Annotated in this window: 15 protein-coding genes; 8 read left to right on the top strand and 7 right to left on the bottom strand. The window is 59.3% G+C overall.

The genetic code is table 11. From position 1 onward, the window contains the following. Positions 1 to 168: 168 nt before the first annotated feature. Both fdxA and TRM7615_RS13715 read left to right on the top strand, forming a co-directional pair. The gene (gene fdxA, locus TRM7615_RS13720) at positions 169 to 501 is read left to right on the top strand and encodes a ferredoxin FdxA (RefSeq protein WP_108788457.1); all 333 of its coding nucleotides are present in this window, start codon (positions 169 to 171) and stop codon (positions 499 to 501) included. Between the two features lie 17 nt (positions 502 to 518). Further along, positions 519 to 1,325: a ferredoxin--NADP reductase gene (locus TRM7615_RS13715; protein WP_108788455.1), complete on the top strand. Its 807-nt coding sequence runs from the start codon at positions 519 to 521 to the stop codon at positions 1,323 to 1,325. A gap of 505 nt (positions 1,326 to 1,830) precedes the next feature. Here the strand turns inward: TRM7615_RS13715 and TRM7615_RS13710 are convergent. Both TRM7615_RS13710 and TRM7615_RS13705 read right to left on the bottom strand, forming a co-directional pair. Then, entirely contained in the window at positions 1,831 to 2,193 is a 363-nt protein-coding gene (locus TRM7615_RS13710; RefSeq protein WP_108788453.1) for a tautomerase family protein, read from the bottom strand. Between the two features lie 115 nt (positions 2,194 to 2,308). Next, entirely contained in the window at positions 2,309 to 2,875 is a 567-nt protein-coding gene (locus TRM7615_RS13705; protein WP_108788451.1) for a carboxymuconolactone decarboxylase family protein, read from the bottom strand. Positions 2,876 to 2,976: 101 nt separating this feature from the next. Here TRM7615_RS13705 and TRM7615_RS13700 point away from each other — a divergent pair, with 101 nt between their 5' ends. Next, the gene (locus tag TRM7615_RS13700; RefSeq protein ID WP_108788449.1) at positions 2,977 to 3,549 is read left to right on the top strand and encodes a TetR/AcrR family transcriptional regulator; all 573 of its coding nucleotides are present in this window, start codon (positions 2,977 to 2,979) and stop codon (positions 3,547 to 3,549) included. 312 nt (positions 3,550 to 3,861) lie between these two features. Here TRM7615_RS13700 and TRM7615_RS13695 read toward each other — a convergent pair whose 3' ends face one another. Continuing rightward, positions 3,862 to 4,632, bottom strand: a complete 771-nt coding sequence (locus TRM7615_RS13695; protein ID WP_108788447.1) for a crotonase/enoyl-CoA hydratase family protein — start codon at positions 4,630 to 4,632, stop codon at positions 3,862 to 3,864. An 11-nt stretch (positions 4,633 to 4,643) separates the two neighbouring features. Beyond that, positions 4,644 to 5,405 (bottom strand): SDR family NAD(P)-dependent oxidoreductase, encoded by a 762-nt coding sequence (locus TRM7615_RS13690; protein WP_108788445.1) that lies wholly within the window; start codon positions 5,403 to 5,405, stop codon positions 4,644 to 4,646. A 210-nt stretch (positions 5,406 to 5,615) separates the two neighbouring features. On the opposite strand from TRM7615_RS13690, the gene TRM7615_RS13685 reads away from it, so the two are divergent. Genes TRM7615_RS13685 through TRM7615_RS13670 form a run of 4 tightly spaced genes read left to right on the top strand, consistent with a single transcriptional unit; the run spans position 5,616 to position 10,683 of the window. After that, positions 5,616 to 7,460 (top strand): feruloyl-CoA synthase, encoded by a 1,845-nt coding sequence (locus TRM7615_RS13685; protein ID WP_108788443.1) that lies wholly within the window; start codon positions 5,616 to 5,618, stop codon positions 7,458 to 7,460. Continuing rightward, positions 7,457 to 9,097: an acyl-CoA dehydrogenase family protein gene (locus TRM7615_RS13680; protein ID WP_108788441.1), complete on the top strand. Its 1,641-nt coding sequence runs from the start codon at positions 7,457 to 7,459 to the stop codon at positions 9,095 to 9,097. Before TRM7615_RS13685 ends, TRM7615_RS13680 begins: the two co-directional genes overlap by 4 nt. Before the next feature lie 14 nt (positions 9,098 to 9,111). Beyond that, positions 9,112 to 9,522, top strand: coding sequence for a Zn-ribbon domain-containing OB-fold protein (locus tag TRM7615_RS13675; protein ID WP_108788439.1), 411 nt, complete (start codon positions 9,112 to 9,114; stop codon positions 9,520 to 9,522). A gap of 12 nt (positions 9,523 to 9,534) precedes the next feature. Beyond that, positions 9,535 to 10,683 (top strand): acetyl-CoA acetyltransferase, encoded by a 1,149-nt coding sequence (locus TRM7615_RS13670; RefSeq protein WP_108788437.1) that lies wholly within the window; start codon positions 9,535 to 9,537, stop codon positions 10,681 to 10,683. A 246-nt stretch (positions 10,684 to 10,929) separates the two neighbouring features. Here TRM7615_RS13670 and TRM7615_RS13665 read toward each other — a convergent pair whose 3' ends face one another. Then, positions 10,930 to 11,721, bottom strand: coding sequence for a siderophore-interacting protein (locus TRM7615_RS13665; protein WP_108788435.1), 792 nt, complete (start codon positions 11,719 to 11,721; stop codon positions 10,930 to 10,932). A 135-nt stretch (positions 11,722 to 11,856) separates the two neighbouring features. After that, positions 11,857 to 12,993, bottom strand: coding sequence for an LLM class flavin-dependent oxidoreductase (locus TRM7615_RS13660; RefSeq protein WP_108788433.1), 1,137 nt, complete (start codon positions 12,991 to 12,993; stop codon positions 11,857 to 11,859). A 211-nt stretch (positions 12,994 to 13,204) separates the two neighbouring features. Here TRM7615_RS13660 and TRM7615_RS13655 point away from each other — a divergent pair, with 211 nt between their 5' ends. Continuing rightward, complete coding sequence (locus TRM7615_RS13655) at positions 13,205 to 13,441, top strand: hypothetical protein (RefSeq protein WP_108788431.1); 237 nt, start codon at positions 13,205 to 13,207, stop codon at positions 13,439 to 13,441. A gap of 13 nt (positions 13,442 to 13,454) precedes the next feature. Here the strand turns inward: TRM7615_RS13655 and TRM7615_RS13650 are convergent, their stop codons facing one another. Beyond that, a complete protein-coding gene (locus TRM7615_RS13650) occupies positions 13,455 to 14,231 on the bottom strand; it encodes a Stf0 family sulfotransferase (RefSeq protein ID WP_108788429.1) in 777 nt (258 codons plus the stop codon). Between the last annotated feature and the right edge of the window lie 33 nt (positions 14,232 to 14,264).

Raw genomic sequence — 14,264 nt, 5'->3', positions numbered from 1 at the left:
CTCTGATTTATCCAGCTTCCAGCGTATCTTTGTTTCGTTAGTACACTAATATAATATCGATTTTAGTCAAGCATCCCTTCACTTGAATTATTGAACGTACACAAACGTATTGACAGGCGATCTCTGAGTCGATTATTCATTAGCATACAAACGAAAGGACAAATGCCGATGACCTATGTGGTTACTGACAACTGCATCAACTGCAAATTCACGGACTGCGTAGAAGTCTGCCCGGTGGATTGCTTTTACGAGGGTGAAAACACCCTGGTCATCCACCCTGACGAATGCATTGACTGCGGCGTATGCGAACCCGAATGCCCCGCCGATGCCATCCGCCCAGACACCGAAGACGGCGCCGAACCTTGGGTCGAGATGAACCGCAGGTATGCCGAGCAGTGGCCGGTGATCACCGAAAAGAAAGACCCAATGCCCAATGCCGACGATTGGAATGGCAAAGAGGGCAAGCTGGATCTGTTGTCCGAAACCCCTGCAGCCGCCTGACCGCCACGGAGAGACCCATGTCGCTTGATGAAGCCCCCAAGACCGAATTCCCGATCCCCGCTGGCGTTTTTGCGCAGACGGTCACCTCGGTCGAGCACTATACCGACCGTTTGTTCAAGTTTCGTATTACACGCCCATCGACCTTCCGGTTCCGGTCGGGTGAGTTTGTCATGATCGGTCTGCCGAATGCGGAAAAGCCGGTGTTCCGTGCCTATTCCGTAGCCTCGCCCAGCTGGGACGAAGAGCTGGAGTTCTATTCGATCAAGGTGCCGGATGGCCCCCTCACGGAGCATCTGCAAAAGATCAAAGTGGGCGACACTGTGCTGATGCGAAAGAAGCCCACTGGCACGCTGGTGAACGACGCTTTGCTGCCAGGCAAACGCCTGTGGATGTTCTCGACCGGCACCGGCATCGCGCCCTTCGCCTCGCTCATTCGCGACCCGGAAACTTATGAAAAGTTTGACCAAGTCATCCTGACCCACACCTGCCGCGAGGTGGGCGAGCTGGAGTACGGCAAGCAACTGGTAAAAGCGCTGAAAGAGGATCCGCTGGTGGGTGAGATGGCGCAGAACCTGCGCCATTACTGCACCGTCACCCGCGAGGATTATCCGTTCCAGGGGCGCATCACGGACTTGATGGCAAGCGGAAAAGTCTTTGAGGACCTGGGCGTTCCGCAAATCTCACCTGAAACGGACCGGGGCATGATCTGTGGCTCAATGGAGATGCTCAAGGACACCAAGACCGCGCTCGAAGGGTTCGGCCTGGAAGAAGGCGCCAACAACAAGCCTGCCACATTTGTGGTCGAGCGCGCCTTTGTTGACTAACAAGTTCAAGGGCTTCGGCCCCTGATCCGAACACCGGGGCCTTCCCTCACGCTCTCACACGAGGCTCCGGTGTTCCGAAATTGAATGCAGACCGGCTTCTCCCTTTGCTCCGGTCGCGTTCAGGGGAAAGCAAACTCTCCTCCAAGCTTTCCCCACTTTTCCCCCTCAATCCAATCAGCGCAATTGCCCGAACGCGGGCAGGGATTAACCTTCTGCTGTTTGGCGCTTTTTACCGGAGCACAATGCGTGCACCAAGCGTGCACCGTCCGTGCACCGCCTTACACAAGACTTTACGCGCGATGAAAGGTTAGCAGAGCGGGCGATGTTGCAATGATCTGATCATGAATGCGACCACGAGACAGCCCGGCCCGAGACCCACCCCATGCCGCAGGTGTTGACGGAAAGGGCACGACAGGACGCGGGGGTCGAAGTCTTGGAGGAAGATCGGCCAGCGCTGGCAGTTTCGTCGTGTTTCGCAATGGGCCGCTTCCGGCGGTGCCACCACTTACTGATCTGCGGGAACCCAATCAGGCAGAGGTGTTCCACCGGTATAATGGTTCTCGGCAGGGTTTTCACGAAAGAGAACATAAAGGTCGATCGGGTCTGAATTCAGCTCTTGCTGCAGGATTGCGGCGATGGCGTCTGACAGGGCTTTTTTGCGACCGGCATCCCGGCCGGGGCGCAGGTCGACGGTCACAAGCGGCAGACCATCGCCAAGGATGCCGAATGCCTCGCGCACCGCGACATAGTCGTATTTGATTTCCTTTGGAGCGAGCGTGTCCAGCACAGCTTGTTTTACGCCTTCGCGGATGCGGGTCTTGGTGTCGTGGTCCGTGCCTTCAGGGACTTCAACGCGAATAACGGGCATGGCGTTCTCCTTTTGGGGGGATTGAATTCCGAGCGTATCGTGTGACAGCGGTTTCGGCCATCTGATCCTTTTCGGGGCGGGTGCACAAGGCAAGCCATCGTGCACCCCGAAGAGATCAAACCTCGAGCGGGGTATTGCCGCGCTGCCATTTCAGCGGGTGGAACACCTCGTCAACGGGGGTCTCGGCCACATGATTGACGTAGTTCGACATCGTCTTCTGGGCGAGGCCGAGGATAACGTCGAGAACCGCGCGATGGCCATAACCTGCGTCAAAGAACGCCTGCATCTGGGCTTTGGACACGTTGCCACGTTCCCGCACCATCTGAACGGTAAAGGTGCGCAAGGCTTCGAGTTTTGCCGTGGGCAGCGGTGTTTCATTGCGCAGGGCTTGGGTGATCTCGTCCGAAACCTTCATCATCTTTGCGATGCCAGTATGCGCAGGAACGCAGTAATGGCAGGCGTGCTCGACGTTGATCGATTGCCAGACGACGGTCAGTTCATCCGCGTCGAAATCCGTTTCGGTGAACAGTTTGTGCAGCAGCTGGTAGCCCTCGTAGGCCTGTGGGCTTTCCGCAAGAACCTTGTGCAATCCGGGAAGGCGGCCAAAGGCTTTTTGCGAGTTTTCCAGCAGGGGCTTGGAGGCTTCGGGGGCAGTTTCGAGGTCGTGGGACGGGAAGTTCATGTTTCAGATTCCATATATTGAACGGGGTATTTGTCATTTAGTCTTTCTTGAGTGATCACTCAAGTATATTATTGAGCAATCGTTCAAGAACGGAACCTCTGATGCCTCGCAAACCGAATTTCGACCGCAATGACTTGATTGAGCGCGCCCGGGATTTGTTCTGGAAGCGCGGATGGTCCGGTACTTCCCTGAAAGACCTTGAAGCCGAGCTGCAGATGAAACCTGGCAGCTTTTATGCGGCTTTCGGATCAAAGGATGCCCTGTTCGGGCTAGCCATGCAGAAATATGTCAATGACGGGTTAGAACACCTTCGGGAACTGGCGGACAAATGTGGTCCGATCAATGCCCTCAAGCAATGGCCTGCGAAGGCCATCGAAAGCGACAATGCTCCGGCCAAAGCCTGTATGCTCTCCAAGACGTTGCTGGAACTGAACGCGCACAATCATCCTTTGGCCGAGCAAGCCAGCCTTCATCTTCTGAAAATGGAAGAGCAGTTTGCCGACTTGTTTCAGCAGGCTCAGTCAGCTGGGGAAATTGACAAAACACATGACCCGCTGGTCCTTGCCCGTAAATACCAGTCGGACCTTTTGGGGTTGCGGGTGTCGGCAGAGCGTGACGGAATCAACGCCCAAGCCATTGCCCAGGAGATCGCAGACGGCATTTCCAGGCTTTAGTGGCATCACCGTCGCGAATGTCAGGTTCCAGAGACGCTTCCGGGTTGGTTTACGCGGGCGCGAAGGCCAGAAACAGACCGTGAAGCGCTGGTCTGGTGACGATGACCGACGGCAGCCTTGTCCGCCTAGAGGACGTTCACTGAGGCTCTGTCAATGTCTGCATTTGGAATATGAATAACCCCTCGAAAATCTTCGAGGGGTTCAACTCGCAAAGGCTCACCATATCTGCGACATTCCGGTGATTTTCAACGTTCACGGTATCGGTTAAGGCCCAAGTTGGGTCAGCCCGGGCCGTATCAGGCCTTTGCTCGGTTACTGATTGTCGCGTTTGCCGGTCTTGGCGAGGAATGCCTCCATCCCGGCGCGCGCCTCGGGTGAGGATTGCGCGATGGCCGCCGCCAAGCTTTCGGTGAAGAGACCGTCGCTGGCGGACATGTCGTTGATGCGGGTGATGGCCTGCATCATCATGTAGTTCGACAGCGGCGCGTTTTCGGTCACGCGTCGGGCCAGTTCCATCGCCTTGTCAAAGGCGGTGCCGTTGGGTTCGACATAGTGTGCGAGGCCAAGGTCCATGCCCTGCTGCGCCAGATAGCGGCGACCGGTCAGCATCATCTCCATCATGCGGCTGGCGCCGATGATCCGCCCCACACGCACCGTGGCCCCACCGCCGACAAAGATGGCGCGGCGACCCTCGGGGAGTTCATAGAACGTGTCCTCTTGGCTGACGCGGACGTGCGCGGTCATGGCCAGTTCCATCCCGCCCCCCAAAACGCCGCCGTTCATTGCGGCCACAACGGGCACGCGGCCGTATTCGATCTTGTCGAAGATCCGGTGCCAGAGGCGGCATTCGTGCATGGCTCCGGCGGCATCGCGCATGGAATGTTCCAGCAAGTCGAGGCCGGCACAGAAATGCTGCCCCGAGGATCGGATCACCACCGCGCCGATCTCATCCGGCAGGGCGTCGAAATAGTGCTCGATCTCGTGCAGCAGACCATGGTTGATGGCGTTGAATTTGGCCGGGCGGTCAAGGGTCAGGATACCAATTTTGCCGTCGGTCTCGCTGGTGATGTGGGTATAGTCCATTGCGGGCGTCCTTATTTCGGCTCCAGACGGATGGCACCGTCCAGGCGCACGCATTCCCCGTTGAGCATGGTGTTCTCGATCATGTGGCTTGCAAGCTGCGCGAATTCAGCGGGTTTGCCAAGGCGTGAGGGGAAAGGCACCTTGGCCCCCAGGCTGTCCTGAATGTCCTGCGGCAGCAGATCCATCATCGGGGTCGAAAAGATACCCGGCGCGATTGCCAAGACGCGAATGCCCGAGCGGGCAAACTCGCGCGCGGCCGGCAGCGTGAGGCTGGCGACGCCACCTTTGGAAGCCGCATAAGCCGCCTGCCCGATCTGTCCCTCGAAGGCCGCGACGGACGAGGTGTTGATGATCACACCGCGCTCGTTGTCGTCGAGTGCGTCGTTGTGGGCCATCTTCTCGGCCACGAGACGCATCACATTGAAGGTGCCGATCAGGTTGATCTGTACGGTGCGTGCAAAGGCGTCGAGCGAGGCCGCGCCATTGCGCCCAACAATGCGTTCACCATGGGTGACACCGGCGCAGTTGACGGCGATGCGCGGCAAGCCGTTGGCGGCGATCGCAGTTTCCAGAGCAGCCGATACCCCTTCGGCACTGGTGACATCGCAGGGTGCTGCAACCGCACCGAGCTCTTTGGCCGAGGCTTCGAGCTTGTCACCCGTCAGGTCAAAGAGAGCCACTTTGGCCCCTTTTTCGGTTAATGCCTTGGCGGTGGCAAAACCCAGCCCCGAAGCCCCACCCGTTACGATCGCGGATGCGTTTTCGATTTTCATGTCGAACTCCTCATATCCCGGCCCAGGGTACGCGACGGCACATCTGCCATCGGCTTGCGTCAAACCCTCGGGCGAATTATCTCGAACTGCGCACTTAAGTGAACGCTCAATAATACATTTGCATACTAACAATATCTTGGGTAGTCTAATTCTCACAAAACCGGCGTCACAGGCGTGATTCCGGCAGAAGACGCCAGGGAGTGAGACGAAATGACCACGGAAGGTCCCGAGACGATGACATCGGCCTACCCAGCCACCAAATTTGCCCCAGCCGAGGTAGTTCGCGACGATTTGGGTAACGGCGCCTTTGCACTGCGAAGCCCACAGCCATTCGAGATCAAGGTCCAGAACCTGTCAGAGCTTTTGGACCGTTGGGCGACCGAAGCCCCGGATCGCCCCTATCTGATGGAGCGCGGTGGTGGCGATACCTGGCAAGGTGTGTCCTATGCCGAGGCGCACGAGCAGGTGCAGTCGCTGGCGGCGTTTCTGCTGGCGCAAGGGTTGGGGCCGAACAAGCCGCTGTTGATCCTATCGGCCAATTCGGTACGCCACGGCGTGCTGATGCTCGCCGCGATGCATGTGGGCATTCCGGTGGTGCCGGTTTCGGTGCCCTATTCCCTGCATGATCAGACGCTGGCCAAACTGCGCCACATCGTGTCCGTGACGTCCCCCGGAATGGCCTATGCCGCGGATTCGCGGGCTTTTGCCAATGCGTTTGACTACCTGGGCGGCGAAGGCATCACTTTGCTGTCCGGCGATGGCACGCTGACCTATGATGCGGCGCTACAAACCCCCATCAGCGGTGATGTGGTGGTTGAGGCCGCCAAGGTCGACCACAAAACCGTCGCCAAGATCCTGTTCACTTCGGGATCGACCGGCATGCCCAAGGGTGTGGTCGTGAACCAGGAGATGATGCTGGCCAGCCAACAGGCGCTGGTGCAGATCTGGCCGTTCCTGGAGGCCGAGCCGCCAGTGATCGTGGATTGGCTGCCGTGGAACCACACATTTGGCGGCAACTTCAACTTCAATCAGATCCTGTGGAACGGCGGCACGTTCTACATCGACGACGGCAAGCCGTTGCCGGGCGAGATCGAAAAGACCATGCGCAATATCCGCGATGTGTCACCGACGCTCTATTTCAACGTGCCCAAAGGGTTCGACATGATGCTGCCGGTGATGCGCGAAGATGCTGCCTTGCGCAAAGCGTTTTTCGAGCGGTTGCAGTTGATCTTTTTCTCGGGCGCTGGCCTGCCGGATCACCTGTGGGAAGGGCTGGAAGAGCTGGGTGTGGCCGAGCGGGGCGAGAAGGTCCCGTTCGTCAGCGCCTGGGGCGCGACCGAGGCGATGTTGATCACTTGCGTGCATTTCCCCGTGCCCAGCGCCGATGTGATCGGCTTGCCGACGCCGGGCTATGAGCTGAAGTTCCTGCCCAATGGCGGCAAGTTGGAAATGCGCGTGCGCGGGCCGCATGTGACGCCCGGCTACCTGAACAACGCCGAAAAGACAGCCGAGGCCTTTGACGAAGATGGTTTCTATCTGACCGGGGACGCGGGGCGTTTGGTGGATCAGGATGACCTGAGCAAGGGCATCTATTTCGACGGGCGCACGTCCGAGAACTTCAAGCTGATGACCGGGACATGGGTGGCCGTGGGCAACCTGCGGATTGCGCTCTTGGATGCGTTGAAACCCGTCGTGTCGGATGCCGTGATCACCGGGCACAACCGCAACGACATCGGTGCGTTGCTGTTTCTGAATGCGGATGAATGCAAATCGTTGGCCGGTCGCGTCGACGATCTGGCGGGCTATGCCAGCGATCCGGCGGTGCGCGCGTTCATTGAGGATCGGCTGAGCGCCTACAACGCGGGCCAGACCGGCAGCGCCACGCGAGTGAAGCGGGTTCTGGTCCAGACCGACGCGCCGTCGGTCGAGAAAAACGAGATCACCGACAAGGGCTATATCAACCAGCGTCTGGCGCTGGAATTGCGCGAGCGGGCGGTGAGCGAACTTTACGAAGGGTCCGAGCGCATCATCGCCTCGGTCAAGGTGCACGCATGATCGACTATACCGCGTCCGAGGCTGACATTGCCTTTGTTCTGAAACACATCGGGCGACCCGAGCGACTGGATGAATGGAGCGATGAGACCGCCGAGGACGTGATCCCGGCGCTGGCCAAGTTCATCAACGCCGAGATCGCGCCGCTGGACCTGATTGGCGACGAAGTGGGCGCCAAGCTGGAAAACGGCCGGGTGCGGATGCCGCCCGAGATGGTCACCGCGTATAAGCGCTATGCCGAGGCCGGGTGGCCGGGGCTTTGCGCTCCGGAAGAGTTCGGCGGCATGGACCTGCCGCATGTTTTTGGTGCGGTGCTGGCGGATATGCTGGCCGGCGCGTGTATCTCGTATGAGATGGTGCTGAGCCTGGCGCAGGGTTGTATCCGGACGATCAAGGCCTCTGGCTCGACCGATCAGAAAGCGCGGTTGCTGCCGCAACTGGTGTCGGGCGAATGGATGGCGTCGATGTGCCTGACCGAGCCGGATGCAGGCTCGGATCTGGGGCGGATCAAGACTTTGGCTGTTACAGGGGCAACCCCGGATGGCGATGGCTATGCGATCAGCGGAGCCAAGATTTTCATCTCTGGCGGCGATCATGACTACACCGACAATGTTATCCATCTGGTGCTGGCCCGGACACCCGACGCGGCACCGGGTGTGCGGGGGCTGAGCCTGTTTGCCTGCCCTGCCGTGCTGCCAGATGGCACCCGCAACACGGTGCAAACCGTACGACTTGAAGAGAAAATGGGCATGCATGGCTCGCCCACCTGCCAGATGGCCTTTGACGGTGCGCGTGGCGAGTTGCTGGGTGAAGAGGGCAAGGGCCTTGCCGCCATGTTCACCATGATGAACGCCGAGCGTCTGGATGTGTCATTGCAGGCTGTGGGGCAGATGGATGTCGCATTCCAACGCGCCCGCGCCCATGCCGCCGGTCGCCGTCAGGGCACCACGTCCGAGGGCACAGCGCTGATCACCCAACATGGCGATGTGCAGCGTATGCTTTTGGACATCTACGCCCACGCCATGGGCTGCCGCGCAATGGTCTACAAGACCTTTGTGGATATGGATCTGGGGGCCGATCAGGGCCTCTTGGACATCTTGACACCAACCTGCAAAGCCTTTGCCACAGATGCGGTGAATGCGACCAGCAGCCTCGCGGTGCAGATCCACGGCGGATACGGCTTTTGCAAGGAATACCGGGTCGAGCAGATCATGCGCGATGCGCGGATCATGGCGATTTACGAGGGCGCCAATGGCGTTCTCGCCACGGGTGTTGCCCGCCGGGCGATCCGGGCCAAGGATGGCGCGGCTGCGGCTGCGTTTGCCGATCTGGTCTCGACCGGCGAGACGTCGATGGAGTTGGCCGATGCGATCGAGGACTGGCGTCAGGCCACCGCCGCCATGCAGACGCGCGGCGACATCGGGCCATCGGTCAACGACTACATGCGCCTGACCGGGCTGGTGTATTTCGGGCGGGTCTGGGCCGACATGGAAGCCGCCGCCGATCAGGCCCCCGAGCCTGCCCTTTTGCGGGCTGCTGCCGCCCATGTGCGCAGCCGCCTGTTGCCCGAGGCAGCATTGCTACGTCGGCGCATTCTGAACCCCGAACCCACACATGACGCGGCACTCTTTGCCGCTTAACCCAAGGAAGCGATATGACTGACTTTGCACTCCCCGAAGCCAGCCCGCAGGCCGACGCGGCGTTCCGCGCGGGCCTGGATGCTGGCAAATTCCTGATCCAGCGGTCGACCACAACTGGCGCATACAACTTCTACCCCCGCGCGCTGTCACCCACCACTGGCGCCGATGATCTGGAGTGGGTCGAGGCATCCGGCAAGGGCACCGTCTACGCCAGCACCATCATCCGCCGACCCGCCAAATTCGGCGGCGACATCAACAACGTGTTGGTTGATCTGGACGAAGGCCCACGCCTGTTCACCCGTATCATCGGCTGCGAGAACGAGGACATCAAGATCGGCATGAAGGTTCAGGCGGTTGTCATGACCCCCGATTTCGGCCCCAACGCCAAATCCGGCGAGCCCGCCGTATTCTTCAAGCCCGCGTAAGGAGTTAGACACATGGCACACGCACTACGCGGCAAATCCGCAATTGTTGGCAAGGGTTACTGGGGTCTGGGTAAAACGCCCAACACCTCGCCCATGGAACTGATCGCCAAGGCGACCAAGAACGCTCTGGATGACGCGGGCATGGACCTGTCGGAAATCGACGGTATCTGTGGCGGCACCTTCTATCACTTCTTCCCCACCCTTTCGATCGCTGAATACCTGGGCGTCAAACCAACCTGGGCAAACTCGGACATGGTGGGCGGCTCGTCCTTCATGTCGTATCTGGTCGAGGCGACCATGGCGATCCAGGCGGGTCTGTGTAAGAACGTGCTGATCTGCTACGGCTCGAACGCGAAATCCGCGCGCGACCTGAACGGTCTGATCGAGACGCCCCAGTGGGAGCGCGCATACGAACCGATGGTGCCGGTTCCGGGTTATGCCTTTACCGCACAACGCTACATGCACGAGTTCAACGTGCCGAAAGAGCATTTTGGCCATGTCGCCATCTCGGCGCGCAAATGGGCGCAGCTGAACCCTGATGCGACCATGCAGGCCGACCTGACGATGGAAGAATACCTGGCCTCGCCTAGTGTGGCCGACCCTCTGACCGTTCTGGACTGCTGCCTGATGTCGGATGGCGGTGCAGCGATCATCGTGACATCCGCCGACCGCGCCAAGGATTATCAGGAGAAGCCCGCCTACTTCCTGGGCGGTGGCAATGCCATCTCGCACCGCGAGATTGCACAGGCCGCGACCCTGACCACCACCTGTGCAGCCGAAAGCTCCAAGCGCGCTTTCGACATGGCCGGGATCACCACCAAGGATGTGGATGTGGTCGAGCTGTATGACGCCTTCACCATCAACACGCTCTTGTTCCTTGAGGATATGGGCTTTGTGAAAAAGGGTGAGGCCGGTGCATTTGTGGCTGATGGCAACATCGCGCCCGGTGGCTCGCTGCCGGTCAACACCAATGGCGGCGGTCTGAGCTGTGTGCATCCGGGCATGTACGGTCTGTTCTGCCTGATCGAGGCCGCAACGCAGATCCGGGGCGATGGCGGCAAGCGCCAGATCGACGACGTCAACATCGCCATCGCGCATGGCAACGGCGGCACCTTCTCGAACGAGTACACCGCCGTTCTGGGCAGCGAAGCCGCGCTGTAAGCGCGCAAGAAGGTCGACTTATCACAGCGCCGCCCTGTATCTTCGGGGCGGCGCTTTGTTGTTGTATCCAGTGTCAGTTGCGCACGGCCTGGGAACAGAGCCTGAGTGTTTGAATCATTCCGCTGGCAACAGAGAACAAGTCGGCAAAGCCGACCAGTCCCCGGCCCTTCCCACGGGAGGGGGCTTCACCCCCACCCAGGGTCAGGGGCTGGTCTATGTGTCTTGCGTAAGCTTTGCTGCTATAGCTTAGCTTGCCGCTTCCAACGCTTTCTGGCGGGCTGCGTCCTCTCCCTTGATCTTCTTGTGTTCGTCCTCGGCAACGCCCGCTTTCCAATAGCTGGAGAGGTAGATCTTGGTCCGGTCCACCCCGCGTTCGTTGCGGAAATATGTCCGCAACTGTTGCATGGATTTGAACTCACACGCCGCCCAGACCGACACGCTGCCGTTGCGCCAGGTGAGCGACCGGATGTGATCGACAAAATCGGTTGAGGTGCCATCGGGGTGCGGGTTGAGGATCAGGTGCAGGGTCATGCCATCCGGCAGAGAGACTGCTGGCGCGTCCTCCGGGCTGGTGAGCTCCATCACCACTTCGCCCTTTGCATCTGCGGGCAGTGCCTCGAGGTTGCACAGAAGCGCGGGCAGCGCGGTCATGTCACCGGCAAGCAGTAGCCAGTCGGACGAGGTGTCGATCCATTTGATCTTGCCGGGACCCGCGATCAGGATGTCATCGCCCACCTTGGCGTTTCCGGCCCAGACAGCGGCGGGCCCGCTTGTGGTTCCATCGGTGTCATCATGAAGCGCAAAGTCGACGGTCAGGCGGTTTTGCTCTGCATCAAAGGCGCGCACCGTGAACGTTCGCATCGCCGGACGGTCAGGGCGCGGGCGCGGGGCGTCAGGAAAAATCAGCTTGATATAGCCGCTTGCGCTGCCTTCGGGAAAGCCCTCCAGCTCGTTCCCGCCCAGTACAACGCGGCGCATGTTTGGTGTCAGGTTCCACACTTCAATAACCTTCAAATTGCGTCCTTCTGCTTCCGCCATTCTCTCACTCCTACGTCCACCGCCATGATTATTACCTGAGTGATTTAGTCATATTTATAACTTGCGCAAGAAAAACATGAAAAACACCTGCGCACGTGGGATGTGCGCAGGTGCAGATTGGCTACCAGATCGGGCTTAGGAGAAGGCTTTGATGACCTTCGAATAGTTCTCGAGCATCTCAAGCTCTTCTTCCTGCTCGAAGTAACCAACGTGGTGCCAGACCACGAATTCCTCGGTCCCGTATTTCTCTTTCAGCGCGCCGACCTGATCGATGACTTGATTGACGGTGCCCTTCCAGACGCGACCCATGGGCACGTGATAGGGCGGTGCGTTGTAGGCGAAATTGAACAGCTCTTCGAAATCGCGATAGTGCTGCTCGGCCTGCACCTCGGTCGAGCCGATGGTCAGGTGACCGCCCAGAACCAGCGTGTTGCCAACGTTCAGATCGGTGTGGCCGTGGTGGTGCGCCTCTTCAAGATAGATGGGCATGGTCATGTCCATGAACTCGTCCTTGGAGACAAATGACACCAGCTTGGCGCCCTCTTTGGCCCAGAACTTGGCGGTTTCCATCGACCACGAAAACGGCACGTAGAGGGGCGGGAAGTCGCGCCCGTCGGTGCGTTTGCGCGGGCGGGGCACGATGCCCATCTTGCGCAGGGTGCCCTTGTCATCAACCGCGCCTTTGCCACCGTATTCCGCCGTTGGCGGGAAGGGCCAAGTGATGTTGTCGGCGGGGATGTTCCAGAATTCACCGTGGTGAGTAAAAGTCTCGTTGGTCCAGGCTTTTTTGACCACGGCCCAGCTTTCCTCCATCAGGCGACGGTTGCGGGCGTCTTCTTTGGAGCGATCCGATTGCGTGGTGGTGATGTCCAGGTGCTGCGCCAGAGTATTCAGCCAGCGGGGCGTGTTGCCGCGCACAAAGCCGCAGAAAAAACGCCCGCCGGACATGTGGTCGATCATGGCCATGTCTTCGGCCAGGCGCATGGGGTGATGCGCGGTGAGCGCCATGCCCACCTGCCCCACCATCAGGTTCTTGGTGTTGGCGGCAATGTGCATGTTCCACAAGAGTGGGTTGGTCGTGGTTTCGATACCTTCGACCTGAAAATGGTGCTCGGTCATGCAAAAACCGGCATAGCCGTTTTCGTCGGCGAACTTCATTTGTTCGGTCGTGCGGTCCAGCAAAGTGGCATAGCGATCCGGGTCCGACCCCGGCAGAACCACATCCTCTCCCTTACTGCGCATATACGGCTGTACCAGCACATGGACTTTCATTGGGTCACTCCAAATTTAGTTATCGTTCACTAAAACTGATGTCACAGCATATGGCCCGCGTATTTGACCTGAATCAAACCCCGCCCCTCACGCAGCGGTGAATGTCGTTGATTTGCCCAAATGGCCCCACAGGCGCAGGTTCAAGACACAGACGTTCATCAAGACCAACAGCATTAAACCGGCCCAACGGCCCGTATCGGAGGTTCAATAAATGACACGACTGACAACAATCCTTGCGATTGCCGCCCTGACGCTGCCCGCGGTTGCCGTGGCAAAGGGCGATGCACAAACGAACACCAAAACGCAAAAGAGCGTGCCGGACGATGACCCGCGCTGGTCGAACTGGCCGCATGCGCCTGAAACTCAGGCGGGGCGGTCTTATTCGAAACTAGTGCGCATTGAATACGGCGGTCCTGTTGAAAGGAATTTCGAATCCGGGCGACGCTGAGGATCAGCCTCGCCTAGGATAGAGAATGGGTCGCGTACTTTTCCCGGTCCCCCCGGTACTGCGCGGCCCATCTTTCGTTCAACTCATCTGCCAGTTTGCGCACACCCGGGATCGCCCGCTCTGCGGCTTCGGCGGGCTGGTTGAGATGAGCAAGGATGCGACGCAATTCGTGCTTGGGGTTATCGGCAAGGTCTGAATATCGAACCTTGAGCGGGTGCACGTCGGTTTGCTCGAACCACCGGGCCCAGGCCGCGTCCTGCGCTTCGAACTCCACCACCTTTTGATGGATGCGGGCAAAGTCATAGCGCGGCGGTTGTGGTGGGCCTTTTTGTTCGACCGCTTCGCCGTTGGGCCCGACGTGCCACGTGCCCGTCTGTTCCGCCCGCACATATGAGATTGCCTGATCGACCTTGTCCTCGCGGATCAGATGGACAAAGACAGTCTGCCCAAAGACCGCTTTGATCCGAGCGCAATCATCCTTTGCATCGGGATGCAGGCACGCGGTCATCGCCATCAGATCAGGCAGGCTTTCGTGCATCAGGCGACAACCAAAGAAATCGCCGCCGCCTTTCCCCTCGGCCAAAGCCGCGGACAAAAAGGCCGCGCAAAAGGCGGGGTCTGTCAGATCGACCGCCTCGGGCACCTGAAGGTGATCTGCCCACCATTGCCGCGAAGGCCCGCGAAAGAAGGAATCCGGATTTCCTGCCACACCGGTCTGCGCCAACAGCCCACAAAGCAGGGTGCTGCCCGACCGGGGGTTGGTGCAGATGATGTAACTGCCGTTCGTCATGTCCCCTCGCCCTATCCGGGTCCGGGAACAGTC

The organism is Falsiruegeria mediterranea M17, from assembly GCF_900302455.1.
Classification (GTDB): domain Bacteria; phylum Pseudomonadota; class Alphaproteobacteria; order Rhodobacterales; family Rhodobacteraceae; genus Falsiruegeria; species Falsiruegeria mediterranea.
The sequence above is the reverse complement of the archived record's forward strand: the minus strand, read 5'-3'. Positions and strand labels throughout refer to the sequence as shown.